Genomic DNA, 25,034 nt, shown 5'->3' on the forward strand with positions numbered 1-25,034 from the left:
GGGCGTCATGGAACATTACATCAGTCTGCTAGTTAAATCGATTTTCATCGAAAACATGGCACTGTCTTTCTTCCTAGGTATGTGTACTTTCCTTGCCGTATCTAAGAAAGTTAAGACCTCTTTCGGTCTGGGTGTTGCAGTTGTGGTAGTACTAACTATCGCGGTTCCTGTGAACAACCTAGTTTACAACCTAGTTCTGAAAGAGAACGCGTTAGTTGAGGGCGTAGACCTTAGCTTCCTAAACTTCATCACCTTCATCGGTGTAATCGCTGCACTTGTACAGATTCTAGAGATGGTTCTTGACCGTTTCTTCCCACCTTTGTACAACGCGCTTGGCATCTTCCTACCGCTGATCACAGTAAACTGTGCGATCTTCGGTGGTGTATCTTTCATGGTACAACGTGACTACAACTTTGCTGAATCTATCGTTTACGGTTTCGGTTCTGGTGTGGGCTGGATGCTAGCGATCGTCGCTCTTGCAGGTATCCGTGAGAAGATGAAGTACTCAGATGTACCTCCTGGTCTACGTGGTCTAGGTATCACGTTCATCACTGTAGGTCTAATGGCGTTAGGCTTTATGTCTTTCTCTGGTGTTCAACTGTAAGTCGGGTAAACCGCAACAATTAAGGAATAGTCAATGGACATTATTCTTGGTGTAGTGATGTTTACTCTGATCGTACTTGCGCTAGTACTAGTGATTCTTTTCGCTAAGTCTAAGCTTGTACCAACAGGTGACATTACAATTTCTGTGAACGATGACCCATCACTGGCGATCGTTACACAACCAGGTGGTAAGCTACTATCTGCGCTAGCGGGCGCTGGCGTATTCGTATCTTCTGCTTGTGGTGGCGGTGGCTCTTGTGGTCAGTGTCGCGTAAAAGTTAAATCAGGTGGTGGTGACATCCTACCTACCGAGCTTGACCACATTACTAAAGGTGAAGCGCGTGAAGGTGAGCGTCTAGCGTGTCAGGTTGCAATGAAAACTGACATGGACATCGAACTTCCTGAAGAAATCTTCGGCGTTAAGAAGTGGGAATGTACAGTTATCTCTAACGATAACAAAGCAACATTCATCAAAGAGCTTAAGCTACAAATCCCAGATGGCGAATCAGTACCTTTCCGTGCTGGTGGTTACATCCAGATTGAAGCGCCAGCTCACCACGTTAAATACGCGGATTACGATATTCCTGAGGAATACCGTGAGGATTGGGAGAAGTTCAACCTATTCCGCTACGAGTCTAAAGTTAATGAAGAGACAATTCGTGCATACTCTATGGCTAACTACCCAGAAGAGCACGGTATCATCATGCTTAACGTTCGTATCGCAACTCCGCCGCCAAACAACCCAGACGTTGCACCTGGTATCATGTCATCGTTCATCTGGTCTCTAAAAGAAGGCGACAAGTGTACGATCTCTGGTCCATTCGGTGAGTTCTTCGCGAAAGATACTGACGCTGAGATGGTATTCGTTGGTGGTGGTGCAGGTATGGCTCCAATGCGTTCTCATATCTTCGACCAGCTGAAACGTCTGCACTCTAAGCGTAAGATGTCATTCTGGTACGGTGCACGTTCTAAGCGTGAAATGTTCTACGTAGAAGACTTCGACGGCTTAGCGGCTGAGAACGATAACTTCGTATGGCACTGTGCACTGTCTGATCCACTTCCAGAAGATAACTGGGATGGTTACACTGGCTTCATTCACAACGTTCTTTACGAGAACTACCTACGTGATCACGAAGCGCCAGAAGACTGTGAATACTACATGTGTGGTCCACCTATGATGAACGCTGCTGTAATCGGCATGCTGAAAGATCTAGGTGTAGAGGATGAAAACATCCTTCTAGATGACTTCGGTGGTTAATCCCCCAAGTGATTGAATCTATGGCTAGCTCTCTAAGAGCTAGCCATTATTTTTTGTAGAAATAAAAACCATATTCAACAGTTGCTATAGGAAATCGGTTTGTCTTGAGAGAACCCATTTTCCATATCAATTTAACGACAATAGGAGTAAACAAGTGAAAAAGTGGCTTGTTGCATTCGCTTCTCTATTGGTTCTAGCTGGTTGTGAACAACCAGCAGATCAAGTTCATTTAAGTGGCCCAACAATGGGCACCACATACAACATTAAATACATCGAGCAAGACGGCCTGCCATCGCCTGAAGTTTTGCAAACAGAAATCGATCGCTTGCTTGAAGAAGTGAACGATCAAATGTCGACGTACCGTGAAGATTCAGAGCTTAGCCGCTTTAACCAACACACAACGAGTGAGCCATTTGAAGTATCACCGCAAACGGCGACAGTAGTGAAAGAAGCGATTCGTCTAAACGGTCTTACTTTAGGTGCACTAGACGTCACTGTTGGTCCTTTGGTTAACCTTTGGGGCTTTGGTCCAGAAGCACGTCCAGATGTGGTTCCGACAGATGAAGAGCTATCAGCTCGTAAAGCAAACACAGGTATTCACCATCTTTCGGTTGAAGGCAATAAAATGTCGAAAGACATTCCAAACTTGTACGTTGACCTATCGACTATCGCAAAAGGTTGGGGTGTTGATGTGGTTGCGGATTATCTACAATCACAAGGCATTCACAACTACATGGTAGAAGTTGGCGGTGAAATGCGTTTGAAAGGTATTAACCGTGAAGGTGTGCCATGGCGTATTGCCATTGAAAAGCCGACTGTTGATGAGCGCTCAATTCAAGAAATTATTGAGCCTGGCGACATGGCAATTGCAACAAGTGGTGACTATCGTAATTACTTTGAGAGTAATGGTGTGCGATACTCTCACATCATCAATCCGCAAACAGGCAAACCAATCCATCATAAAGTGGTGTCTGTAACGGTACTGGATAAATCGTCGATGACGGCTGATGGTCTTGCAACTGGCCTTATGGTTCTAGGTGAAGACAAAGGCATGGAAATCGCGAACGAGAACAACATTCCTGTTTTCATGATCGTGAAAACGGATGATGGTTTTAAAGAGCTGGCTTCGGAAGCATACAAGCCGTTCATGAAGAAATAACAACAGAAGTGAGCATGTCCTTATGAGTACATTTCTAATTACTTTTGCTGTCTTTGTTGCGGTAATTGCAGCGATGGCAGTGGGTTACATCTTCCAAAAGAAGGTCGTAAAAGGTAGCTGCGGTGGCCTTGGTGCGGTTGGTATTGAAAAAGTATGTAACTGCCCAGAACCATGTGATGCACGTAAAAAGCGTGAAGCACGTGAAGCACTGCGCGCAGAAAAGCTAGCTGCGTGGGAAAAAGATCGTATTGCTTAATTGAGCGATAGTCAGAATGAAAAAACCCAGCCAGCGGCTGGGTTTTGTTTTTTGTAATCGAGAAACAGGGCGCTATTGGTAGACAGTCTGGTTTCGACCACTTTCTTTCGCTTGATATAAACGGTCATCGGCCACTTTAATCTGTTGATCAAGGTTTCCTTCAACACTCGATACACCAATACTTATGGTTACTTGGATGCTATCGTTCTGGTAAGGGACTGGAGTTTTTTCAACACGTTGGCGCATTTGCTCTAATCGAATGACGAAGTCGTCATAACTGCCACAGGCTTGAATACAGAACTCTTCCCCGCCAAAGCGAGCAATTACATCTTCTGGGAAATAGATCTTCAAGATATTCGCCACCATCACAAGTGCAGCATCACCCCCATCATGCCCGTAGTTATCGTTGACCTTCTTGAAAAAGTCGATATCTAACATTGCGATGTTGCGCTTTTCGCAGCCGCTACACGCTTGCCCAAACAAGAAACGTCGATTCCACAGGCCCGTGAGAGCATCTTGGTTCGCCATTCTAAACAGTTCTGTTGTTGCTTCCTTCATGTCCAAGATTTGATGAACTCGGCAGAAGAACTCTTCTTGATTGAAAGGCTTATATAGAAAGTCATTCGCACCTGCTTTAAGAAAGCGAGCAGTCATTGTGTGATCGTCACTGCCTGAGATACCAAGAATAGCAAGTTGGTTCTTATCTAGTTTCTGGCGTAGCTCGCGAATCATGGTAATGCCGTCTTTTACTGGCATATCGTGATCAGTCAGCACCAAGGTGATATCTGGATTCTGCTCGATCAGCTCAATGGCTTGCTGGCCATTTTCAGCTTGTAGTGTTTGTATGTATTGGTGCTCTAGTAGTTGCACCACATGGCGACGAACCGTCATTGAATCATCGACCACCAAACACTTATGGTGCTGATTATTCGTTAATCGTTTGAGGAGTGGAAGCAGGTAGGATACCGATGCCATGCTGTCCTTTAAGATGTAATCGAGTACACCTTTGGCCAACATTTTTTCGCGAGCATCATCTTGAAACATAGCCGTCAGCACGATGACTTTTTGCTGATGAGAAAGTACCAAGTCGATGATTTCGCCATCTTGTGCGTCGGGGAGGCAATAGTCGAGAACGGCACAAAGCAATTCTGGTTGAGTTGCTAAAATCGATTGGGCTTCAGCATAGCTTTCTGCCGTGAGTACCTTATAACCTGCTTGGCTTAACAGCTGTTGTAAGTAGTTTTTAAAGGCACGGCTGTCTTCGACGACCAGTATTTTGTTACTCAAAAAGTTTCCCTACTTTTGTGTATAAATCAACTTTAGTGTTATAGGTATCAATAATAATGAAATACAATTTGAATACCATGAAAAATTCTTGATCTCTGACTCCAGATAACACTATTTCCAATGTGTCTATTTATCGCTATACTGTTTTTTTAAACAGTGCTTTTGTGTGCGAAACGTGATTGAGCGAGTCAGAAAAATTATTCACGTGGATATGGATTGCTTTTATGCCGCGGTAGAGATGCGTGATAACCCGAGCTATCGTGGTGTTGCGCTTGCTGTAGGTGGTCATGAGAAGCAGCGAGGCGTGATCAGTACGTGCAACTATGAAGCGCGTAAGTTTGGTGTGCGCAGTGCAATGCCAACAGCGCGTGCGCTCCAGCTTTGCCCTAACTTACTTGTCGTTCCAGGGCGAATGCACGTGTACAAGCAAGTTTCTCAACAGATCCGAGCTATCTTCGAACGATACACTCAGCTCATTGAGCCGTTGTCCCTTGATGAGGCGTACCTTGATGTAACGGACTCCACTGCCTGTCGAGGCTCTGCCACCTTAATTGCAGAATCGATTCGTCGCGACATACATACGGAGTTGGGACTAACGGCATCGGCAGGTATTGCGCCAATTAAGTTTCTTGCCAAAGTTGCTTCAGACATGAACAAGCCCAATGGCCAGTTTGTGATTCCACCCGATAAAGTCCAAGAGGTAGTCGATAAATTGCCTTTGGAAAAGATCCCAGGTGTTGGCAAAGTGAGTTTGGAGAAGCTGCACCAAGCTGGCTTCTACCTGTGTGAAGATATCAAAAACAGTGATTACCGTGAGTTGTTGCGCCAATTTGGGCGCCAAGGCGCTTCATTGTGGAAGCGCAGCCATGGTATTGATGACCGCGAAGTGGTGGTGGAACGCGAGCGTAAATCGGTTGGGGTAGAGCGTACGTTTAGCGAAAACATTGCTACTTACGATGAGTGCTGGCAGGTGATCGAAGATAAGCTCTTCCCTGAACTAGAGAGACGTTTAGAGAAAGCCAGCCCGGATAAGTCGATCATTAAGCAGGGTATCAAGCTCAAGTTTGCTGATTTTCAACTCACAACGATTGAGCACATTCACCCTCAGCTGGAGCTTGAAGATTTCAAAGTGCTGTTGAGAGATATTCTTAAGCGCCAAAACGGCCGAGAAATAAGGCTGTTAGGCTTGAGTGTGATGCTCAAGCCTGAACAACAAGCACGCCAATTGAGCTTCTTTTAAGCTCGTGCTAACTCAACCTGCTTTAGAACCTGTTCAAAAGAGATATTCGCCATTGAGCCATAGCCTCGCAGTTTGCTAGCTTTAAGCTGAGCAATGATTGGCGTGCTGATCCCACACAGGAAGCGAGCTACGGCGGCATTGCTAATCGCCGTTGGTGAAAGCTGAACAAACTCATCAACCCAAGCGGATAGGTGAGTCAACTCAGGTTGCTCTTGTTGTGGCTGAGGGAACGATGCGACTTGTCCACGACAAACTGAGCAGTGACCACATTGCGCTGGTGCATTGTGATCAGCAAAGTAATGCGCTAATTGATGGCTCAAGCAGTCCGATGATTGGAACAGATCCAACATAGTATGAATTCGTTCAATGTCTTTCTGTTCTTTGGATTGGAACAGCTCAACCAAATGCTGAGAAATCACTTCTTGATTTTGAGTCGCAGGGAGAACCGAATACACATCCGTGAGTTGCTTGCTTTCTAATTCAATCCAACCGTTTTGGTGGAAGTAATCAAGCGCCGCAATCACGCGGCTACGCTCAGATTGATAGTTCATCCACAAGGCTTCTAAATCCACTTGGCACCAAACTTTCGCTTTGGTTGAACAAGCAAAAATAGCTTCAACAAACTGACGTCGTTCGCCTTGGAACTGATTGAGGATGAAAGACTGGTCTTGTAAGAACTTGAAGCGATATTCCGCGAAATAGCTGTATTTGGCTTCAATCACTTTTGCCAGCTCTAAGTAAACCAATAAGGTCTTCAGTGGCAGTTGGCGAATATTGCTGTCGCGAGATAAGCGCAGCGCCATCACTTCCCACTGAGGTGTGTTCTCGCGAATTTGTTCTAATACATAATTGATTGAGCTTGGCTCTGGTGTGTCACCGTAAACAAAGTTCTCTAATACTGTTAAGCCAGAGGTGTTCCCCAAAAGAATACACTCCGAACGTTGCCCATCTCGTCCAGCGCGCCCGATTTCTTGTGCGTAGTTTTCGATAGATTTCGGTAAATCGAAGTGAATAACACGACGAATGTCGGATTTATCTACTCCCATACCAAACGCGATTGTGGCGACAATACAGTCGATTTGCGAGTCCATAAACTGCTGTTGGATTTTCTCTCGAATATCGCTCTTCATACCCGCATGATAAGCGTGAGCATTGATGCCTAAACGAATTAATGAGCTGGCTACTTGCTCCGCGGTTTGCTGCTGAGTTACGTACACGATACTCGGCAGTTTAGGGGCCGCAGCAATGATGTCATTCAGCTGTGTTTGCTTATTTTCTTCATCGCAAGGCACCACAGAAATATCGAGATTAGAGCGATAGAAACCAGTAACCGTAATGTTCTCGCCAGCGATATCAAACTTACTTTGCATGTCTTCGATAACCGCAGGCGTTGCCGTGGCGGTCAGCAACAGAGTTTGAGGAATATTCAGTTCACGCTGGTATTGCGGCAGTTTAAGGTAGTCAGGACGGAAGTTATGACCCCATTCCGAAATACAGTGCGCCTCGTCGACCACCATTAGAGAAAGCGGAATTTGACGAATAAATTCGCGAAAACGTTCGTTCTTGAGTCGCTCTACCGAGATCATCAAAATCTTGATATGTCCATTCTTCACGCCAGCCATCACCTGCTGTGTTTCCTCACGGCTTTGGCTGCTGTCGATAGATGCCGCAGCAATGCCTCTGCTTTGTAAAAAGCTAAGCTGGTCTTTCATCAACGCAAGAAGCGGTGAAATCACTAATGTTAGATGTGGTAACTGAGTAGCAGGAAGTTGGTAGCAAAGCGATTTCCCTGAGCCAGTTGGGAAGATGGCTGCGGCTGAGTGTCCGTTCATTACTGCTTCAATCACCGGCTGTTGGCCGGATCTTAATGAGTCAAACCCGAACACGGATTGAAGCGTTTGCTGAAGCGAGTCACTTTGCATAATAGGGAAACCTTGGTTTGATGATAAACTGGATTACATTAACACACCCTGAGTGCCTAAAGCGCGTCCTAAAAGTATGAACAAAGCCGATTTAGTCCAAATAATCATTCAACAACTCGAAGACAAACTGCACGTTGCTCACGCCTCGACGCAAAGAGCCATTGACGCTGCGACAGATGAAGAGACCGTACCTGAGCACAAGTACGATACATTAGCACTCGAGGCATCGTATCTGGCACACGGGCAAGCAATGCGTGTACAAGAGAGTGAAGAAGAGCTTCGCCAGTACCGCACTCTTGTGTTGCGTGATTTTGTTGATGCACGTATCGCGGTTGGTGCTTATGTGGAATTAGTCGACGAGAACGATGTTGAAAAAGCCTTCTTTATTGGCCCTTGCTCCGGTGGACTGACCGTTGAATGGCAAGACAAAGAAGTGTTTGTTCTCACGCCGAAATCCCCCCTTGGTTGTGCTTTGGTCGGCAAAGAAGAAGGGGAAGACATTGATGTGAAAATTGGCGATAAAACAACTTGTTATGAAGTCGTGACGGTTTGCTGACATCTTATCCATAGTTGCTTGTTATAGTTAAACAGAATAACCATGAAAAAAGAGAAAGTAATGAAGAAACTGCTCACACTCTCATTGTTGACCATCAGCGCCAGTGGCTATGCAGCCCAGTGTCGCGTCGATATTAACAACGAAGTTCGTATGGATGGTCAGAACTTAGAAATCGTGCATACTAATGGTGAAAAAGCGGTTGTCGACGAAGACAATAACCTGTTTATCAAAGGCGAGCTGATCGAGCTTGATGATGATCAGAAAGCGGCAATCGAGAATTACCGCGAGAAGATGAATGCTTACATTCCGCAAGCAAAACAGTTGGCAAGTGATGGCTTAGCATTGGCAAACGACATTATAGATGACATCGCGGTTAGCCTTGATGCACCAGATTCATTTGATAACGTGAAAGTCGCAGTAAAAGACTTCTTTGCCGATGTAGAAGCTCGTTACTACAAAGACGGTGATTTTATTCTACCTGCTGATAGCTTTGATTCGATGACTGAATCATGGTCACAAGACTTCGAAAAAGCACAAGAAATCTTCAACAAAGAATTCCTAACCAGCGCATTTGATGCGTTGTCTGCCAAGATGAAAGAAGACGGCGGCTTGAACTTAACCGCACTGTCTGAAAGCATGACCGAACTGCAAGCTAAGGTTCAAGAACGCTTAGCGGAACACTCGGAAGACGTAGAAAAACAAGCGGAAGACTTGTGTGAATCTCTGGATGATATGGCGGTTGAAGAACAAGATCTGCTGAAGAAGATCCCCGAGCTAAAAGATTATCAAGTCTTCACCATTTAATTCGCGAAGCACAAACAACAAAGAGCGCCTATCAAGGCGCTCTTTTTACTTCGGTGCTATTCAGAATCTACGCGAATTATTGCGCATTCATCTGGGTCAATTTGTCACCCACTGGCTTCGAGAAGTTAAAGCCATCATGTTCATCCCAGTTGATTGACCATGTCATCACACCTGCGTAATTCGGGTAGTTGAATGCTGGTTTCACTGTGCCACATGAGGTGCCTTTGGTCAGACAGTCTAGCGCGTCTAGAATGTTCTGAGTTGGAGCCTGGCCTGAGTTAGCGGAGCTCGGACCGGATGGCAAACCAATCGCCACTTGGTCATCACGCAGTGGTTCAAACATGGTGCCGTCTGCCAATTCAAAACCCTCAATCAGCATCTTAGACTGCGCCACCATCATATCCACAGACCCTTCTGGAGCTGAGCCAGGCATGTATGGGTTTGGCAGGCCGCCGTTGTTGTATAGCTGAACGTGTAGAAGGTCGAGTGTACTGCGTGTTTCGTTAATCACAGGAATGTACGCCCCCCAAATACCGCTATAAGCAATGTAGCCACCTTGTACGTAAGGGTGCTCTGGCGCCATGGTGAGATACATATCGCCGCCCATGTTCTGCTCGATTTGCAGCAGAGCACCACCTAAACGTGCTTGGATTTGCGAACCATGCAGCAGGTTAGAACCACTTTCTAGATCCACATCCAAGCCATCGAAGCCCCATTCGGCAATCAATGCGGTCAGGCTCGATACAAAGTTTGCTTCATCTTGGTCTGTGTTGAGCGTGATTGTGCCTTCTGCGCCACCAAGAGACAGAACGAACTTCTTACCTTTAGCTTGCAGTGCTGCCATGTCTTGCTTGAATTGAGTTGGGTCTAGCGCAGGACAGTCACTGTAGATGTCACCAGAGTACAGGTTGAAGTGCACGGTACCATCGCTGTTACGGTCGTTTTCTGCAAAGGCAATATCAATCACATCCCATGCATCAGACATATCCGCTAGGCGAATTGGGCAGCCCGCACCGTTCACAAAGTTATGCCAGTATCCAACCAGCTTGTGGCGTTTCTCTGTTTGCTCAACCACGGTAATCGAAGCGGCATCAGAAAGCGCTGTTGTGCCTGCAAGATCAGTGGCTTGAGCGCTTACCGTAAAGCTACCAATCGCGGCAGGTGTCCAGTTCGCTGAGTAAGGTGCGGTTGTGTCGGTTGCGACAATTGCACCGTTCACCATAAAGTCTACGTGTTTCACGCCAGAGGTTAGTGAAGTTGCATCTGCGCTTAGAACGAGATTCTTACCTAAACCGACGGTTTGTCCTGCACTCGGTGACGTCAATGAAATCACCAAATCTTGGTCACTCACCGTCACGTTAACGACAGACTCGGACGTATTGTTATCGTTGTCTTTGGCAACGGCTTTTAGTTGATTCGCGCCAACTAGCGTTGCATTCCATAGAACGGAATATGGTGCTTGAGCAACCACACCTAAACTGGTGTTATTGGCGAAGAACTCCACTTGAGTCACGTTACCATCTGCATCGCTGGCATCTGCGGACACTTCAACGTTGTCGCCTGCGAGTAATACTTGTCCTTCGCTCGGTGCGGTAATAGCCACTTGAGGCGGCGTCGAACATGCACCTAGGCCTGTCCATGCATCTTGCCAGTACAAACCGTCACCTGGAGCATAAGCCCAAGCGGCATCGGAAGAACACCACCCCGCAACATCACAACGGTATTTCTGGTTTAGGTTGGAGACGAGCGCACCAGCTTCATAGCGGTTGCCGGCAACGTAAGGCACGGCATCTGCACAGCCACCAGAGCTGGAATCGCTGACGACGAGTGAGACTTCTTGGCTCATGGTTGACAGGTTCGAATCATCGGTTGCTTGCGCTTTGAAGGTATGAGTACCGACTGCCGCCGTCCAGACGTATTCATATGGAGCCGCAGTATCGACAGCAACGGATTGGTTGTTTACGAAGAACTCAACTTGGGTGACTAAACCATCGCTGTCTGCTGCATCGGCTGTTACCGCGATGATGTCACCCACATTTGGTGTTTCTGTACCCGTAGGGCTCGTGAGAGAAACGGTTGGAGGTGGTAATTCGGTTTGCGGTTGAACGAAGATAGACACGTTGGTTGTGGTGATCGCACCTTCATTGTCGGTGGCGATAGCTGTTAACTGAGAGACACCTTCTACCGCTGTCCATTCCGCTTGGAAAGGGAATTGGGTAACAACAGCAACGGTCTGGTTACCAGCAAGGAATTCTACTTGAGCGACCTGACCATCTTCGTCAGCTGCGTTCGCCAATAAAGTGATCACGCTGCCTTCTGGAATTTGCGCATTATCTGCAGGAGAAGAGAAGGACACCGTCGGAGGTAGGTTTGTACCACTACTATCACATTGTCCAAGACCTTTCCATGCTTCCCATGGCCCCGAGTTATTGACCGGATCATTGCCTTGCGTCCAATAAGCTGCCTCATACGCAGCGCCTTTAGTTTGTACTTGATCGCCAGAATTATAAACGGTGGAACTATCCCAGACCGATAAATCTTGGCAATTGTAGGCTTGAGCTTGGTAGCTGACACTGAGTGCTGCAACGACCGCACCATGCAGTAGCGTGACCTTCATTTTTCTCTCCTTGAGTTACTCGATGTTCGAAAGAACATGAACAAATACATCCCCAAGTATCATCAAGATGACATGGGTATAGTTAGATAACTAGTTGATAAATAGACCTGATGAGGAAAAATCGAAGCAATTTGTTTTACTTTTCAACACGAAATCACGCTGAACTATTCGTGCTTTACAACGCGGCTCATTATTTTTCGGCTCACTTCACGCTGATTTATAAATCCATCAAAAGGGGCGAATGGGAGACTTGGTGAATATGAGATGTACGTGGAAATTTACAAACTGAATGTCTGCTAATTGATCTGATTGTCGAGTAATTAACCTAATCACTCTTGTTGAGTAGAAGATATTACTATAGTGTACTAGTCAGCTAGTTCATTGATATTTTGTGTGAGTGGTATGACACAACAAACTTCTTCTCAGCCGCGTGAGCATTTCGGCTCACGCCTTGGATTCATCTTAGCGGCAGCAGGTGCTGCAGTGGGTCTAGGTAATATTTGGGGCTTTCCTACCCAAGCAGCAAGTAACGGCGGTGGCGCCTTCTTGTTGGTGTACTTGGTGATGATTCTTATCGTTGCATTCCCAATGCTGGTGGTTGAAATGGCGATCGGTCGTCATGGTCAAGCAAACCCAGTAGACAGTATGCGTTCTCTAACAGACAACCCTGTGGGCAAGAAGCTTGGCGGCCTAGTTGGTTGGATTGGCCTGAGTGTACCAAGTGCGGTTTTGGCGTTTTACTCGATTGTAGGCGGCTGGTTGATCTGCTTTATGTTGGGCGCAGTTACTGACATCATGGGCATGGAAGCAGCGACACAATGGTTGAAAGGTTTCAGCGTTGAACGCAACTTGTTTGGTACGATTACATTTTATGTATTAACCATTTTGATCGTACAAGGCGGCGTGAAGCAGGGCATCGAGAAGTGGTCGACACGTCTAATGCCAGCACTGTTTGTTCTGTTCGGTTTGCTGTTCATCTACATCATGACGCAAAACGGTGCGATGGAAGGTTTGAAGCACTACCTAGTGCCTGATTTCGAGAAAGTATGGGATCGCAAGCTTATTCTTGCAGCAATGGGACAGGGCTTCTTCTCTCTGACCATTGGTGGCTGTTCGATGCTTATTTACGGCTCTTACTTAAGCAAGAAAGAGAACCTACCGAAGATGGCAATGAACGTAACCATGGTAGACACCGCGGTTGCCTTTATTGCGGGTCTCGTGGTGATGCCTGCGATGTTCGTTGCGATGCAAAAAGGCGTTCAAATCTACGCAGAAGATGGCTCGCTATTGAGTTCTGATACGCTGGTATTTACTGTTCTACCGCTGATGTTTGATAGCTTAGGTTTGCTTGGGCAACTGTTCTCAATCGTGTTCTTCTTACTACTGACGATTGCAGCATTGACGTCTTCTATCTCGATGCTTGAATGTCCGGTTGCTCTAGTAAGTGAACGATTCAATACTAAACGCAGCACGACAAGCTGGGTATTGGGTGGCCTGATTGCGCTGTTCAGTGTGGTTATCGTATTTAACTTCGGTGCACTGTTTGGCATGGTTGCAACCATCGCAACGCAATACCTACAGCCTATGGCGGCGTTATTGTTCTGTCTATTTGGTGGTTGGGTATGGAACCGTCACTCAAAAATCAAAGAGCTTGAGCAAGGTTGTCCTGAGTTCACTCAAGGTTGGTTTGGTAAGCTGTGGCCGGCATACGTGAAGTTTGTTTGTCCGATTCTGGTAGCGACCGTTATTTGGGCTTCGTTCGGCTAATCGGCTTACGCAAAGTACAAAAGAAAAGGGCTTGATGAGTGCATCAAGCCCTTTTTTCTATTCGTTGTTTACGTTGTCCGTCGCGATGGGCTGTTAACGGAACTGACCTGCGTCAGGCAGAAAGTCAAAACCCGCCGTTGCCAGTTTTGCTTCAAGTGCTGCGCGGTCGATATCAAAGAATGCAACCAGCTTATCCAGATCACCACCGAAGTCGTCACGTAGCTTCATGTTGACGATGCTCATCAGCATGATTGGATCCATGGATTCGAAGTTCGCTAAATTCATTACTTATCCTCGAAATCAGAGATCAGTAGGTTTGCCGCAGCAAATGCCGCTTTTTCACGAACGTCTTTTGGTAGAGACTCGTCTGCCGCAACGTCATTCAGTGCTCTTACGGCACACGAGATTGCTTGAGGCACGTAAGCTTGATCGCCACTACCGATTTGAGCGTAAAGCTCACGAACTAATTCACAACAGCCGTATACTTGCATGGCTAAATCCTTAATAAATGATAACTGCTCTCAAATATACACATAGCCGTTTTGAAACTCAAAGCAGAGAATTGTTTTGGCTCAAGTTAACAAGCAACTTGAGCAAACATTCATCACTGCAACTGTGCTTCCAATTGATGCGTGACCTCTGGAGAAAGGTTGAGCTGTTTCGCAAGCTCTTGTAAGTAAGCTTTTTCCATAAAATTTTGCTCATCGGCCACAATCAGTGATGCCAGATATATTTCTGAAGCCTGTTGTGGCGACGTTGCTAAGCGGGCGATTTCTGCTGGATCGAGAGGTTTATGCAGCTCTTGATGAACCAACTGTCTTACATGATCATCTGCGCCCATTTCTGTCAGTGCTTGCTCGATACGAGCCATTTCTTGTTGATCGACATGGCCGTCGGCTTTAGCTGCACCAATCATGGCTTTAAGGATCAACTTCGCGTGCTTATTGTCATCTGGGTCAAAGGTTTCGCTAACGCCTTGTGTATCCTGCTTCGCTTGCCAATCGTTATAGACTTTGTAAGCCAAAGCACCTAATGCTGCCGCGCCACCGACTTTAAGTGCGCCAGAGCCCATCTTCTTCGCCATCTTTTTACTTTTCTTCGAGCCCATCAGCATGCCGATAAGGCCGCCGCCGATCGCACCTGCGCCAAGGGTTTTTAGTTGGCTAGAGTTAGATGAAGATTTGATATTGCTCGATTGTTTACCAAGCGCATCGGCACCTTGCTTGATCAGGTCTGATTTGAGAGCTTGGTTAAGAAGACTTTTTAGATCCATGAGTGACCTCCTTACTAGATTGAATTCAGTGTAAGGTGATGAATCTGAACCAAAGATTAACAACGCAAATATTAGAGGGAGTCAGCAGATTTAAAAAAACAGATGTAAAAAAGGGCTGACCGAAGCCAACCCTTTTCATCGCTATATATTCAGCACAGTGTGCTTAGTGCAGCTTATTGTAGCTGAGCTTTAACGTGCTCAACGATGTCTGCCATCGCAACGGCTGTCTTCTCACCAGAGCGGCGGTTCTTGTACTCGAAGTTACCTTCTTTCATTGAACGATCACCGATCACGATAGTGTGAGGAATACCGATAAGTTCCATATCAGAGAACATTACGCCTGGGCGCTCTTTACGGTCATCGAATAGTACTTCGATACCCATAGCCGTCAGTTCAGCGTACAGCTTCTCAGCCGCTTCTTTCACTTCTTCAGACTTGTGCATGTTCATAGGAACGATAGCCACTTTGAAAGGCGCTAGTGCGTCTGGCCAGATGATGCCGTATTTGTCGTGGTTCTGCTCGATTGCAGAAGCAACAACACGTGAAACACCGATACCGTAACAACCCATTTCTAGGATTACGTTTTTACCGTCAGGACCAAGAACACCACAGTTCATCGCTTGAGAGTAAACATTACCTAGCTGGAAGATGTGACCAACTTCGATACCACGCTTAAGCATTAGCGTACCTTGACCACATGGGCTTGGATCGCCTTCAACTACGTTACGTAGATCTTCAACTTGGCCTAGCTCAACGTCACGGCCCCAGTTGATACCGAAGTAGTGTTTGTCATCAATGTTAGCGCCTGCGCCGAAGTCGCTCATTACAGCTACTGTGCGGTCAACAATGAATGGCAGTTCAAGGTTTACTGGGCCTAGAGAGCCAGGACCTGCGCCAATCAGTGCACGAATTTCTTCTTCTGTAGCCATCTCTAGTGGAGAAGCAACTTGAGGTAGGTTTTCTGCTTTCACTTCGTTTAGTTCGTGGTCACCACGAACGATAAGAGCGATGATGTCCGCGTCTACTTCATCAGATGCTTTAACGAAAAGCGTCTTAACTGTCTTCTCGATAGGCATGTCGAACTGTTCAACAAGCTCAGCGATTGTTTTCGCGTTTGGCGTATCAACCAGCGTCATCTCTTGAGTTGGCTCAGCACGCTCACCTGCAGGCGCTGCTGCTTCTGCTTTTTCGATGTTCGCTGCGTAATCAGACTCAGTAGAGAATGCGATTAGGTCTTCGCCGCTTTCAGCAAGTACGTGGAACTCTTGAGAGCCGCTACCACCGATAGCGCCAGAGTCAGCAAGTACTGGACGGTACTCAAGACCCATGCGATCGAATGCTTTACAGTAAGCATCGTGCATCGCTTGGTAAGATTTCTCTAGACCTTCTTTGTCGATGTCGAAGCTGTATGCATCCATCATGCAGAATTCACGTGCACGCATTACACCGAAACGTGGGCGACGCTCATCACGGAATTTAGTCTGGATTTGGTACAGGTTTAGCGGAAGCTGTTTGTAAGAGCTCACTTCGTTACGCACAAGGCTAGTGATCACTTCTTCGGCTGTAGGGCTAAGAACAAACGGACGAGTATGACGGTCAGTAAAGCGAAGTAGCTCAGGACCCATCTTCTCAGAACGACCTGTCTCTTCCCATAGTTCAAACGGCTGAACAACGGGCATCAAAGTTTCGACTGCACCTGCATTGTCGATTTCTTGACGAACGATGTTTTCGACTTTACGCAGCACACGTAGACCAGTAGGCAGCCAGGTGTATAGACCTGAAGCCAGCTTACGGATCATACCCGCGCGTAGCATGAGCTGGTGGCTCACTACTTCTGCGTCGTTTGGAGTCTCCTTCAGAGTAGAAAGAAGATAATTACTGGTACGCATTAAATTTATCCGTTTATTAAAGTTAGATACTCAAGCCGGAATGGACAAGAGTATGGAGGTCCCACGAAGGGAAAATTGTTAGCCGCTTATAATATCAGCCAAATGCCTTTGTCAAAAGCTTTCAATCGCAGTAACTGTTATTAAGTTATCGCTTACTGTGAACTTGACGTTCAGATCGAACAAATTTACCGCATATTCCTTACTATCAGGCTTGTTTTTCTTGTAAGCCGGACGGGGATCTTGCGCCAGAACTTGTTCGATTACCGCTTTGACATACTCAGTATCGCTACGCTTTTTGAGTGTTGCCAGTGCAATATCAGAGAAGTCTACCTGCGAAGTTTCAGGCTCGTCTTCGGCATAACCACCTTGCGCTTCTACAATTGAATCCGAGTAGGGGATATATGGTTTGATATCGACAATCGGCGTGCCATCGACCAAGTCTACGTTACCCAGCTCCAAATAGATCTGATCTCCTTTCTTGCTGATGCCTTTGACCTCTACTGCGGACATGCCGATACCGTTGGGTCTGAAGGTAGAACGTGAAGCAAATACGCCAATACGTTCGTTGCCGCCCAGGCGGGGTGGGCGCACGGTTGGCTTCCATCCCGCTTCTAAGTTCTGATCAAACAAAAACAGTAACCACACATGAGAAAACTGCTCCAATCCGCGCACGGCTTCAGGGCTATTTGCTGCGCCTTGAAGTTTGACGCGAGATCGCGCTGCGGGCACTAAACGTGGCTGGCGAGGAACAGCGAACTTCTCTTTATACGGGCTTTCAATAATGCCAACTGGCTCTATGGAATACATGGTTTGTGTCTTGATGAAAGGTTTGAGAAGAAAAGTATCACAAATTTCGCTTGCTTTTCTTTTTGAGAATGATTATTAATTATAATGTTATAACATAACAATTAATCAAAAGGACAATTTTTATGAAGCCAGGTATCCACCCCGAATACCGACCTGTGGTATTTCACGACACCAGCGTAGACGAATATTTTGTGGTTGGTTCAACGCTGCAAACCGACCGAACTATCGAGTGGAAAGACGGAAAAACTTACCCGTACTTCACTTTAGACGTTTCGTCTGAGTCCCATCCGTTCTACACAGGTAAGCAACGTGTCGTTCAAGCAGAAGGCCGTATCGCGAACTTTAATCGCCGTTTTGGGCAATTTAGCAAAGATAAGGATTAAGACATGAAAGTGGTTAAATCATTGAAGAGCGCAAAAAGCCGTCACCCAGATTGCCAAATCGTTAAGCGAAGAGGGCGTTTGTACGTTATCTGCAAGACAAACCCGCGTTTTAAGGCCGTTCAGAAATAACCTTAAACATCGCAAGAATTTATGGAATGTAGTTACCTATAATTCTAATTTATGATCTATATGTGGGTGATATAACTATATATTTATCGATTATAGGTCATAAGTTCGACTGTTGTTTACATTCTGTAACGTTTTGAACTTTCACTTAACCCTTGTGTCGAGTACCCTGCGCATGCTTAGTGACATTTTTGTTACATATGCGCAGGAATACATACAAGGAGGGAACAGATGAGTTCATCTGCTTCAATGAAACAAAACTCGCCAAAGAAGCCAATGTTCACGCGCTTCTTAGATACAGTTGAATATTTGGGGAACCTATTACCCCACCCAATCACACTTTTCGCTATTTTCTGTCTTGCAATCCTAGTCATGTCCGGCATTGCTGGTTACTTCGAAGTTTCCGTTGTTGACCCTCGCCCTGAAGGTGCACCTGGTCGCGCTGCCGACGGCATGATTCAAGTCGTTAGCCTGTTAAACGCTGAAGGCTTACAACTGATTGTTACTAACCTAGTGAAAAACTTCGTAGGCTTCGCACCGTTAGGTACTGTACTGGTTGCGATGCTTGGTGTTGCCATTGCAGAACATTCTGGACTACTTTCTGCTGCAATGCGTGGCCTAGTAATGGGCGCTTCTCAGCGCATGGTTACGGTAACGGTAGTTTTCGCTGGTATCATTTCAAACACGGCTTCTGAGCTTGGCTATGTGGTGTTGATCCCACTGGCGGCAATGCTGTTCCACTCTCTAGGTCGTCACCCACTTGCTGGTCTAGCAGCGGCGTTTGCTGGTGTATCTGGTGGTTACTCTGCAAACCTACTGATTGGTACGGTTGACCCACTGCTTTCAGGTATCACTGAAACAGCTGCACAGATGATTGACCCAACTTACACAGTAGGCCCAGAAGTAAACTGGTACTTCATGTTTGTTTCTACTTTCTTCATCGCGATTACCGGTGCATTTGTTACTGAGAAGATCGTTGAGCCAAAACTTGGCAAATACAATGATGAAGAAGCGGCAGAAGACCTATCTCAAGATAAGATGGGTGGTCTGACTGACGTAGAGAAGAAAGGTCTAAAACTAGCAGGTATTGCGGTACTGGCGGTTTCTGCGCTACTAGCTTGGACTATCGTTCCAGCTGACGGTGTTCTGCGCTCTGATGCAGGCACGGTTGCAGGCTCTCCATTCCTGAAGAGTATTGTTGCGTTCATCTTTGTTTTCTTCGCAGTACCGGGCTTTGTTTACGGTCGCGTTGTTGGCACGATGAAAAATGATCGCGATGTGATTGATGCAATGTCGAAGTCAATGTCTTCAATGGGCATGTACATTGTTTTGGTATTCTTTGCGGCTCAATTTGTTGCCTTCTTCAAGTGGACAAACTTTGGTCAAGTCTTCGCGGTAGCGGGGGCAAGCTTCCTGCAAGAAATCGGTCTAACGGGTCCAATGCTGTTCTTCGCCTTCATCCTAATGTGTGGCTTCATCAACTTGATGATTGGCTCGGCATCGGCGCAGTGGGCTGTGACAGCACCAATCTTCGTTCCTATGCTAATGCTTGTTGGTTACGCGCCAGAAACGATTCAGGCAGCTTACCGTATCGGTGACTCAACGACGAACATCATCACACCGATGATGAGCTACTTCGGTCTTATCCTTGCGGTAGCAACACGCTACATGAAGAACCTAGGTATCGGTACGCTGATCGCGACCATGCTGCCTTACTCAATCGTCTTCATTGTTGGTTGGAGCGTACTGTTCTACCTATGGGTATTCGTATTTGGTTTACCAGTAGGTCCTGGTGCGGCAACGTATTACACGCCTTAATTGGCAACCTCACTCAGCTCAATCAAAGCCTGCGTCTATCGCAGGCTTTTTGTTTCATGGTCTAGCCTATTAATCCGCTGATGTGAGAGAGGAAGGGGGGGATGTCATCAACGCTTGGCAAGGATTCTATCGAGGTGGTTAGCGAACTCTCTGCGTTCCGTTTGAGACAAAGCAGCAGGGCCGCCAGTCTGAATGCCACTTGAGCGCATGGTGTCCATAAAGTCACGAATGTTCAAACGCGCTTTGATGGTGTCTTTGGTATATAACTCGCCTCGTGAGCTTAGTGCTTGAGCACCTTTGCTGATCACTTCGTCTGCCAATGGAATATCAGACGTGATCACTAAGTCATTAGCTTCCACGCGACGGACGATTTCGTTATCGGCAATATCAAAGCCAGCGGGTACTTGCAGAGAGTGAATATTGGTACGCTTGGGTACAGGGACCACATGGTTCGCTACAAATGTACATTCAACACCGGTTCGCTCAGCGGCACGTACAATCGTCTCTCTGATTACTTTCGGACAAGCATCCGCATCTACCCACAGTTTCATGATGTTTTCTCACTCAGCTTTGCTTCTAGTTCTTCTACTCGAGCAACCAACTTCGCCACCGTATTCTCCAGCGCAACAATGCGATCTTCTTCTTTCGGCGTTTGAACCGCAACCTCGACTTTAGGAATGCGGTTGGCGCTCTTCCAACTTTTGATGGTTGCGATTAATGCAGGCATTGGCACTGGTGTTTTCATTCGAGCTTTAACGAGAGCAACGGTCGGCTCTTTACCTTGCTGTTGCAACTGTTCCATCACGGCTTCCAGCTCTTTAGTGACGTCTTGAGTTAACATAATTTGTCCCTACTAAAATGACTTATATCATCATACTTTGCGCTGCACATTTTAGCGAATAGCAATTTCGGCAGTGCCTTGTGCGAGATCTCTCACACGGGTTGTGAGAGAAAACGATTTCGTCATCAGCCAAACAGAAATTTTTATCTTTAAGTCTATGAAAAATATAATTTTAACATACTGTTAACTAAGTTTTTCAGCAAAAGATTTCCTAGGGTAGATTGTGATTTAAAGGGAAAAGCGTAAATTAAACCTTGTCGGCAGGAAGCAGACATGGAACAGGAAAGCACCAAGGATTTGGTCATCGTCAGGACGACGATTTGATTATTCAGGATGAGTGATCAAGCAAGGAGCGTAGGACATTGTAAGGACACAATCATCAATAGGATGTTGATGACTAAGGAAAGACAATGGACCCCTCATAGGATTGAGGTAAGGACAGCATCAGGACGATGCAAAGGACACCGCTCAAGGAACAAGTGAAGCGCGCTAACGAGGAATGTTAGCTATCAGGATGATAAGGACACCGCTAGGACGGCGACGTAAGGACTAAGCTGACGGAATCAGCCACTATTATGGATGATGCATGGAGCACTAATTAGTAGCCGGACTGCTGCGAGTAAGACTATGACCCCGATACGCTAGTATCGGGGTCTTTCTTATTTTGTACTTGCACAACTTACAATAATTAAAAGTATCAATATCACAAAGTTTATAAATTCCTCATAACACTGAATAAAAAACAATCCAGATCAATATCCTTTCCAATCAGTTGGTTTAACTTTCGGCTTCTCAAAAGGCGTTATGTGCCGCATAACAATGTCATAGCGTAACAAAACTTATCGTTATTGAATTTTGCTATGTGGATAAATTAAGTTTGCTGTAATCAAGGAACAGATGTGACCATAGTAACCAGAAGAATGCTTCTTCTACCCTACAATGAGTCGTTGCAACTAGAGTTCGTGATGTTAAATTGCTGCGCTAAAAACCGCGCAGAGATGAATGGACCTCATACCGTATCTTCTGCCAAACAGTTGTTTGAGAAGATCTTGGATGATGAGAATGTCCACAGTATGGCGGTGCTTGAGAGTACAAGCCGTGATTACATGGGACACGTGTTCATTTCAAACCTAGATCATGAACCAGAGCTAGGTTTTATCTTTGATAAGGCTTATTGGGGCAAAGGGTTAGCGACAGAAGCGCTAAAGGCGTTTTTTCCGAAAGCGTGCCGTGAGCTTGGGCTGCACAAAGTCAAAGCAAGTGTGAATAGCCACCACGAAGCATCCATGGCAGTACTGGAAAAACTGGGATTTACGAAGAAAAGAGAAAGCAAGGACCTTTACGGCCCTTACTTTGAAATGGAATTCACAAGCGATGTGGCGGTAGGTGAAAGTTCAGCGGCCTAAACCCGATCATCGTTAACTCACCTTGGTAGCAGTCATCACCAAGGGATGAAAACTCAAATTGATACACTGTATGCCAACGCCAGATTCCGTCTGGCGTTTTCAATTTATGCGCACCAAATGCAATGCTCACCAATTGCAGATCTAACTGCTCACATTTACGTGTAATGGCCGCTTTTGCCAACTCTGATTGACGTCGTTGCTGCCAAAACAAAAAACAGAAGAAGCACAGTCCTAAAATGGCTAATAGGTCACCGATCATCCCTAATCCTTTATTATCCTTTTGTTGCTTGCTGCAGTTTTACCAATGCAGTCGCTAGCTCTTCCGATGGGCTAGAGTGCAGCAAAGGAAGCAATACCATTCTTAGCTCTGGAAGCATAACTAAATCGGCAAACAACTGATTAAATAGGGCTTGGTTACCCGTTTGTGCGAGGCGCAGCAAAAATTGTTCAGCGATATCTGCGTTGGCTAATAAGTGCCAAGTACGGCCAGCGATACCGATCAACACTTCTTGGTGGCTCAAGCGCGGGCTTTGCAAAATCATTATTAAGATGGGCTGTGACACCTCGATCGGTGCACCCGCCAGAGCTCGAATCAGAGCGGAAAGTAGGAACAAGTCAGGTTCGTTGCTTTCGATTTCTTGCTGCGCTTTCTCGGCAATGCGCCCCGCCAAACGTTCTTGTAGGTCGACATGTTCAAGCGCACCAAGTAGAGCATAAAGCGGTTCATTAGGTAAATGATTCAGGGCTTTACGTAAGGTGACGGCATTTTGTTCTTTGCCTAGGCGTGCAGCCATATCTGTGATGCCTTGTAGGCCTACAGTTTGCCAGTTTTCCCAACCTAAACCACCGGTAAAGTAATGCTGGGTGTGCTCGTAATATTGGCTGGTGGGTAAGTCCAAGTTAGCGCGAACTTGGCTGTGGAAGACGGCCATCTTTTCTTCCGCAGGTTTGAAAGTGTATGGGTTGTTAGAAAGCTTTTGTTGTTGCTCTTCCGACATTTCCTCGCTTAAACGAGTACCCATGGCTTCTACGACGTATTTAATGAAGTTACCAATATCCGCTTGCTTGAGCAGGCCACGTTCATCCAACTCGAACTTCAAGAACCAAATCCAAGGCTGCTTTTGCTCATTCCAGTAGGCAATAGCCAAATGCGCTTTGCGTTGCATTGGGAATGGGTAAGGGCATTGACCTTTTTCCACATCCGCAAAGACTTGTGGCTCGATGGTCTTGATACGACGACCAAGGTCGAAGATTTGATACTCACACTGACTGTTGTTTAACAGCTGAGTGAGGGTTTGAATGTTTTCCATTAAATACGACATCCTAATGTTCTTTTCACAAGAAATGGTATCATTCTCGGCTAATTCAAGGTTCGAGACAGAATTAATGGCAACAAACATCCAATTGGTCGACTTACTTCAACAACTTGAAGCGCAATTGCAGCACCATGAGCTGTGGCAACAAACCATGCCCTCGGCAGAAGCGCTTCAGAGCACGGAACCTTTCGCGATTGATACGCTGCATCCTCATGAGTGGCTACAGTGGATTTTTATTGCACGTATGCGTGCGTTGGTGGAAAGTAACCAACCTTTGCCACGTGGCTTTTCTATTGAGCCGTATTTCGCAGAAGCGTGGAAGCAAGAGCTGCATTATGCCGAGCTATTAGTGACTATCCGAACCATCGACGAACTATGTAAGTAACCTCAATGTCAGAACAAGAAACATCACCATCTGTTGAACCCGTTGTATTAGAGATCGTTTATCAGGACGAGTACTTTGTTGCGGTGAACAAACCTGCAGGTATGTTAGTCCATCGCAGTTGGTTGGATAAGCATGAGACTCAATTCGTGATGCAAACGCTACGCGATCAAATTGGTCAGCATGTTTTCCCATTGCACCGTTTAGATCGCCCTACTTCGGGTGTGCTTGTGTTTGCTTTATCCAGTGAAGTGGCATCGCAAGTCATGCCAATGTTTGCAGAGCACAAGATGGAGAAGACCTATCACGCGATCGTTCGTGGCTGGATCGAGGAAGAAGGCGTATTGGATTACGCTCTGAAAGTTGAACTCGATAAAATTGCCGATAAGTTTGCTTCGCAAGAGAAAGAAGCACAAGAAGCAGTAACGGCATACAAACCGCTAGCAAAAGTGGAAGTACCTTATTCAACAGGTAAGTTCCCAACCACGCGCTACTGTTTGATGGAAATGAAGCCGAAGACAGGACGTAAGCACCAGTTGCGTCGTCACATGGCTCACCTGCGTCATCCTATTGTTGGTGATACAACACATGGTGATGGTAAGCACAACAAGTTGTATCGCACGGAATTCGACTCTCACCGACTGTTGTTGCATGCGTCAGAGCTACGTTTTGTACATCCATTTACGGATGAAGAAATCGTGATGAAAGCCAATATCGATGAGACTTGGCAGCAGTTGTTTACTCGATTTGAGTGGGATGAATCGTTGGTAAAATAATGCGCTTGGATTGAGCTGTGTCGGCGAAAGATAAGACGAGAAAGGGGTTGGTATGTATGCCAACCCCTTTTTTAATTATTGAGGAATGAAACGGACTATTTTAGTTTTTCCAGATCTGCCTCGATCTCTGCGATCTTGCTAGAAACGACTTTTTCCAGATGGCGAAGATCAGAGAGAATTTTCTCTTTTACATCCACTTCAGTCGTTTTCGCTGGCTTGGTGATCTTATTCAGTTCATCGATAACCAGCGTGAGGTTGCGGTTGATCTCCGTGACTTCTTTGTATTTGTGACTGCCGCTGTCTACCAGCACGCTTTTGACTTGGCGAGGGTATTTGAACTTTACACTCTTAGCAAAAAATTCGCCTTTCTGCTTGTGGAAGTAGATCTTTAGGACGTCTTTGTGTGCTTCTTGGCGCAGGGAATAACGTTCAATCTGTTTTGGATCGTGGATGCCCAAACCAGTGAGGTGGGGATACATAGGCTACCTCTGTGTATTGAATTGGAGTCAATACAACTGTAGCAGCCCATTTATGAGCTAGATAGCTGA

27 protein-coding genes are annotated in these 25,034 nt (G+C 46.1%); 14 read left to right on the forward strand and 13 right to left on the reverse strand.

Going from position 1 to position 25,034, the window contains the following annotated elements:
* The first annotated feature begins 7 nt into the window (after window positions 1-7).
* The 4 genes from nqrE to nqrM all read left to right on the forward strand — a co-directional run bounded on the left by nqrE (window position 8) and on the right by nqrM (window position 3,276).
* On the forward strand, window positions 8-604 hold the full coding sequence (nqrE, locus tag KIO97_RS17675; RefSeq protein ID WP_005427385.1) for an NADH:ubiquinone reductase (Na(+)-transporting) subunit E: 597 nt from the start codon (window positions 8-10) through the stop codon (window positions 602-604).
* Window positions 605-637: 33 nt separating this feature from the next.
* Window positions 638-1,861, forward strand: coding sequence for an NADH:ubiquinone reductase (Na(+)-transporting) subunit F (nqrF, locus tag KIO97_RS17680; protein WP_005529391.1), 1,224 nt, complete (start codon window positions 638-640; stop codon window positions 1,859-1,861).
* Between the two features lie 154 nt (window positions 1,862-2,015).
* Window positions 2,016-3,020, forward strand: a complete 1,005-nt coding sequence (locus tag KIO97_RS17685) for an FAD:protein FMN transferase (RefSeq protein ID WP_005427326.1) — start codon at window positions 2,016-2,018, stop codon at window positions 3,018-3,020.
* A gap of 22 nt (window positions 3,021-3,042) precedes the next feature.
* A complete protein-coding gene (nqrM, locus tag KIO97_RS17690) occupies window positions 3,043-3,276 on the forward strand; it encodes a (Na+)-NQR maturation NqrM (protein ID WP_005427386.1) in 234 nt (77 codons plus the stop codon).
* Window positions 3,277-3,348: 72 nt separating this feature from the next.
* Here nqrM and KIO97_RS17695 read toward each other — a convergent pair whose 3' ends face one another.
* Window positions 3,349-4,563 carry a diguanylate cyclase gene (locus tag KIO97_RS17695; protein ID WP_285383564.1) on the reverse strand — a complete coding sequence of 405 codons (1,215 nt, stop codon included), beginning with the start codon at window positions 4,561-4,563 and terminating at the stop codon, window positions 3,349-3,351.
* Window positions 4,564-4,774: 211 nt separating this feature from the next.
* On the opposite strand from KIO97_RS17695, the gene dinB reads away from it, so the two are divergent.
* On the forward strand, window positions 4,775-5,803 hold the full coding sequence (gene dinB, locus KIO97_RS17700) for a DNA polymerase IV (RefSeq protein ID WP_045369612.1): 1,029 nt from the start codon (window positions 4,775-4,777) through the stop codon (window positions 5,801-5,803).
* Here the strand turns inward: dinB and KIO97_RS17705 are convergent.
* Window positions 5,800-7,725: an ATP-dependent DNA helicase RecQ gene (locus KIO97_RS17705; RefSeq protein WP_285383565.1), complete on the reverse strand. Its 1,926-nt coding sequence runs from the start codon at window positions 7,723-7,725 to the stop codon at window positions 5,800-5,802. The genes dinB and KIO97_RS17705 overlap by 4 nt on opposite strands.
* 76 nt (window positions 7,726-7,801) lie before the next feature.
* Between KIO97_RS17705 and KIO97_RS17710 the strand changes: the two genes are divergently transcribed.
* Window positions 7,802-8,281 carry a GreA/GreB family elongation factor gene (locus KIO97_RS17710; RefSeq protein ID WP_285383566.1) on the forward strand — a complete coding sequence of 160 codons (480 nt, stop codon included), beginning with the start codon at window positions 7,802-7,804 and terminating at the stop codon, window positions 8,279-8,281.
* Between the two features lie 60 nt (window positions 8,282-8,341).
* The gene (locus KIO97_RS17715) at window positions 8,342-9,085 is read left to right on the forward strand and encodes a YggN family protein (protein WP_050904966.1); all 744 of its coding nucleotides are present in this window, start codon (window positions 8,342-8,344) and stop codon (window positions 9,083-9,085) included.
* Between the two features lie 76 nt (window positions 9,086-9,161).
* Here the strand turns inward: KIO97_RS17715 and KIO97_RS17720 are convergent, their stop codons facing one another.
* Complete coding sequence (locus KIO97_RS17720; RefSeq protein WP_285383567.1) at window positions 9,162-11,702, reverse strand: Ig-like domain-containing protein; 2,541 nt, start codon at window positions 11,700-11,702, stop codon at window positions 9,162-9,164.
* Window positions 11,703-12,104: 402 nt separating this feature from the next.
* Here KIO97_RS17720 and KIO97_RS17725 point away from each other — a divergent pair, with 402 nt between their 5' ends.
* Window positions 12,105-13,469, forward strand: coding sequence for a sodium-dependent transporter (locus KIO97_RS17725; protein WP_005427479.1), 1,365 nt, complete (start codon window positions 12,105-12,107; stop codon window positions 13,467-13,469).
* A 93-nt stretch (window positions 13,470-13,562) separates the two neighbouring features.
* On the opposite strand, the gene KIO97_RS17730 is transcribed toward KIO97_RS17725, so the two are convergent.
* The 5 genes from KIO97_RS17730 to tsaA form a co-directional block, all read right to left on the reverse strand.
* Window positions 13,563-13,754, reverse strand: coding sequence for a DUF4250 domain-containing protein (locus KIO97_RS17730; protein ID WP_010449802.1), 192 nt, complete (start codon window positions 13,752-13,754; stop codon window positions 13,563-13,565).
* Entirely contained in the window at window positions 13,754-13,960 is a 207-nt protein-coding gene (locus tag KIO97_RS17735; protein ID WP_005529380.1) for a YaeP family protein, read from the reverse strand. Before KIO97_RS17735 ends, KIO97_RS17730 begins: the two co-directional genes overlap by 1 nt.
* A 113-nt stretch (window positions 13,961-14,073) precedes the next feature.
* Window positions 14,074-14,742: a tellurite resistance TerB family protein gene (locus tag KIO97_RS17740; RefSeq protein WP_050904963.1), complete on the reverse strand. Its 669-nt coding sequence runs from the start codon at window positions 14,740-14,742 to the stop codon at window positions 14,074-14,076.
* A gap of 173 nt (window positions 14,743-14,915) precedes the next feature.
* Complete coding sequence (locus KIO97_RS17745; protein WP_285383568.1) at window positions 14,916-16,631, reverse strand: proline--tRNA ligase; 1,716 nt, start codon at window positions 16,629-16,631, stop codon at window positions 14,916-14,918.
* Between the two features lie 111 nt (window positions 16,632-16,742).
* On the reverse strand, window positions 16,743-17,438 hold the full coding sequence (gene tsaA / locus KIO97_RS17750; protein ID WP_285383569.1) for a tRNA (N6-threonylcarbamoyladenosine(37)-N6)-methyltransferase TrmO: 696 nt from the start codon (window positions 17,436-17,438) through the stop codon (window positions 16,743-16,745).
* Window positions 17,439-17,560: 122 nt separating this feature from the next.
* Here tsaA and KIO97_RS17755 point away from each other — a divergent pair, with 122 nt between their 5' ends.
* The 3 genes from KIO97_RS17755 to KIO97_RS17765 all read left to right on the forward strand — a co-directional run bounded on the left by KIO97_RS17755 (window position 17,561) and on the right by KIO97_RS17765 (window position 19,765).
* Complete coding sequence (locus KIO97_RS17755) at window positions 17,561-17,821, forward strand: type B 50S ribosomal protein L31 (protein WP_010650001.1); 261 nt, start codon at window positions 17,561-17,563, stop codon at window positions 17,819-17,821.
* Between the two features lie 3 nt (window positions 17,822-17,824).
* Window positions 17,825-17,950 (forward strand): type B 50S ribosomal protein L36, encoded by a 126-nt coding sequence (ykgO, locus tag KIO97_RS17760; RefSeq protein ID WP_005380299.1) that lies wholly within the window; start codon window positions 17,825-17,827, stop codon window positions 17,948-17,950.
* A 228-nt stretch (window positions 17,951-18,178) separates the two neighbouring features.
* Window positions 18,179-19,765, forward strand: coding sequence for an AbgT family transporter (locus KIO97_RS17765; RefSeq protein WP_010449785.1), 1,587 nt, complete (start codon window positions 18,179-18,181; stop codon window positions 19,763-19,765).
* 107 nt (window positions 19,766-19,872) lie between these two features.
* Here KIO97_RS17765 and KIO97_RS17770 read toward each other — a convergent pair whose 3' ends face one another.
* Window positions 19,873-20,316, reverse strand: a complete 444-nt coding sequence (locus tag KIO97_RS17770) for a YaiI/YqxD family protein (RefSeq protein ID WP_285383570.1) — start codon at window positions 20,314-20,316, stop codon at window positions 19,873-19,875.
* Entirely contained in the window at window positions 20,313-20,606 is a 294-nt protein-coding gene (locus KIO97_RS17775; RefSeq protein ID WP_010650004.1) for a hypothetical protein, read from the reverse strand. Before KIO97_RS17775 ends, KIO97_RS17770 begins: the two co-directional genes overlap by 4 nt.
* 920 nt (window positions 20,607-21,526) lie before the next feature.
* Between KIO97_RS17775 and KIO97_RS17780 the strand changes: the two genes are divergently transcribed.
* A complete protein-coding gene (locus KIO97_RS17780) occupies window positions 21,527-22,012 on the forward strand; it encodes a GNAT family N-acetyltransferase (protein ID WP_010650007.1) in 486 nt (161 codons plus the stop codon).
* Here KIO97_RS17780 and KIO97_RS17785 read toward each other — a convergent pair.
* A complete protein-coding gene (locus tag KIO97_RS17785; protein WP_005446190.1) occupies window positions 21,972-22,271 on the reverse strand; it encodes a DUF3301 domain-containing protein in 300 nt (99 codons plus the stop codon). The two genes, KIO97_RS17780 and KIO97_RS17785, sit on opposite strands and share 41 nt — an antisense overlap.
* Window positions 22,272-22,284: 13 nt before the next feature.
* Window positions 22,285-23,322 carry a DUF3549 family protein gene (locus KIO97_RS17790; protein WP_285383571.1) on the reverse strand — a complete coding sequence of 346 codons (1,038 nt, stop codon included), beginning with the start codon at window positions 23,320-23,322 and terminating at the stop codon, window positions 22,285-22,287.
* A gap of 76 nt (window positions 23,323-23,398) precedes the next feature.
* Here KIO97_RS17790 and KIO97_RS17795 point away from each other — a divergent pair, with 76 nt between their 5' ends.
* Together KIO97_RS17795 and truC are read left to right on the forward strand one after the other, a co-directional pair.
* A complete protein-coding gene (locus tag KIO97_RS17795; protein ID WP_162092970.1) occupies window positions 23,399-23,713 on the forward strand; it encodes a YqcC family protein in 315 nt (104 codons plus the stop codon).
* 5 nt (window positions 23,714-23,718) lie between these two features.
* Entirely contained in the window at window positions 23,719-24,486 is a 768-nt protein-coding gene (truC, locus tag KIO97_RS17800; protein ID WP_050904959.1) for a tRNA pseudouridine(65) synthase TruC, read from the forward strand.
* A gap of 95 nt (window positions 24,487-24,581) precedes the next feature.
* On the opposite strand, the gene KIO97_RS17805 is transcribed toward truC, so the two are convergent.
* A complete protein-coding gene (locus KIO97_RS17805) occupies window positions 24,582-24,965 on the reverse strand; it encodes a DUF3461 family protein (protein ID WP_005431713.1) in 384 nt (127 codons plus the stop codon).
* Between the last annotated feature and the right edge of the window lie 69 nt (window positions 24,966-25,034).

It is taken from the genome of Vibrio sp. B181a, from assembly GCF_030248375.1.
Lineage (GTDB): Bacteria > Pseudomonadota > Gammaproteobacteria > Enterobacterales > Vibrionaceae > Vibrio > Vibrio campbellii.

Bases quoted from the DNA above. Each gene is read 5' to 3' on its own strand.
- nqrE (WP_005427385.1), top strand. From the start codon at position 8: ATGGAACATTACATCAGTCTGCTAGTTAAATCGATTTTCATCGAAAAC.
- nqrF (WP_005529391.1), top strand. From the start codon at position 638: ATGGACATTATTCTTGGTGTAGTGATGTTTACTCTGATCGTACTTGCG.
- nqrM (WP_005427386.1), top strand. From the start codon at position 3,043: ATGAGTACATTTCTAATTACTTTTGCTGTCTTTGTTGCGGTAATTGCA.
- dinB (WP_045369612.1), top strand. From the start codon at position 4,775: ATGGATTGCTTTTATGCCGCGGTAGAGATGCGTGATAACCCGAGCTAT.
- KIO97_RS17705 (WP_285383565.1), bottom strand. From the start codon at position 7,725: ATGCAAAGTGACTCGCTTCAGCAAACGCTTCAATCCGTGTTCGGGTTT.
- KIO97_RS17710 (WP_285383566.1), top strand. From the start codon at position 7,802: ATGAACAAAGCCGATTTAGTCCAAATAATCATTCAACAACTCGAAGAC.
- KIO97_RS17715 (WP_050904966.1), top strand. From the start codon at position 8,342: ATGAAGAAACTGCTCACACTCTCATTGTTGACCATCAGCGCCAGTGGC.
- KIO97_RS17720 (WP_285383567.1), bottom strand. From the start codon at position 11,702: ATGAAGGTCACGCTACTGCATGGTGCGGTCGTTGCAGCACTCAGTGTC.
- KIO97_RS17725 (WP_005427479.1), top strand. From the start codon at position 12,105: ATGACACAACAAACTTCTTCTCAGCCGCGTGAGCATTTCGGCTCACGC.
- KIO97_RS17730 (WP_010449802.1), bottom strand. From the start codon at position 13,754: ATGAATTTAGCGAACTTCGAATCCATGGATCCAATCATGCTGATGAGC.
- KIO97_RS17735 (WP_005529380.1), bottom strand. From the start codon at position 13,960: ATGCAAGTATACGGCTGTTGTGAATTAGTTCGTGAGCTTTACGCTCAA.
- KIO97_RS17740 (WP_050904963.1), bottom strand. From the start codon at position 14,742: ATGGATCTAAAAAGTCTTCTTAACCAAGCTCTCAAATCAGACCTGATC.
- KIO97_RS17745 (WP_285383568.1), bottom strand. From the start codon at position 16,631: ATGCGTACCAGTAATTATCTTCTTTCTACTCTGAAGGAGACTCCAAAC.
- tsaA (WP_285383569.1), bottom strand. From the start codon at position 17,438: ATGTATTCCATAGAGCCAGTTGGCATTATTGAAAGCCCGTATAAAGAG.
- KIO97_RS17755 (WP_010650001.1), top strand. From the start codon at position 17,561: ATGAAGCCAGGTATCCACCCCGAATACCGACCTGTGGTATTTCACGAC.
- ykgO (WP_005380299.1), top strand. From the start codon at position 17,825: ATGAAAGTGGTTAAATCATTGAAGAGCGCAAAAAGCCGTCACCCAGAT.
- KIO97_RS17765 (WP_010449785.1), top strand. From the start codon at position 18,179: ATGAGTTCATCTGCTTCAATGAAACAAAACTCGCCAAAGAAGCCAATG.
- KIO97_RS17770 (WP_285383570.1), bottom strand. From the start codon at position 20,316: ATGAAACTGTGGGTAGATGCGGATGCTTGTCCGAAAGTAATCAGAGAG.
- KIO97_RS17775 (WP_010650004.1), bottom strand. From the start codon at position 20,606: ATGTTAACTCAAGACGTCACTAAAGAGCTGGAAGCCGTGATGGAACAG.
- KIO97_RS17780 (WP_010650007.1), top strand. From the start codon at position 21,527: ATGCTTCTTCTACCCTACAATGAGTCGTTGCAACTAGAGTTCGTGATG.
- KIO97_RS17785 (WP_005446190.1), bottom strand. From the start codon at position 22,271: ATGATCGGTGACCTATTAGCCATTTTAGGACTGTGCTTCTTCTGTTTT.
- KIO97_RS17790 (WP_285383571.1), bottom strand. From the start codon at position 23,322: ATGGAAAACATTCAAACCCTCACTCAGCTGTTAAACAACAGTCAGTGT.
- KIO97_RS17795 (WP_162092970.1), top strand. From the start codon at position 23,399: ATGGCAACAAACATCCAATTGGTCGACTTACTTCAACAACTTGAAGCG.
- truC (WP_050904959.1), top strand. From the start codon at position 23,719: ATGTCAGAACAAGAAACATCACCATCTGTTGAACCCGTTGTATTAGAG.
- KIO97_RS17805 (WP_005431713.1), bottom strand. From the start codon at position 24,965: ATGTATCCCCACCTCACTGGTTTGGGCATCCACGATCCAAAACAGATT.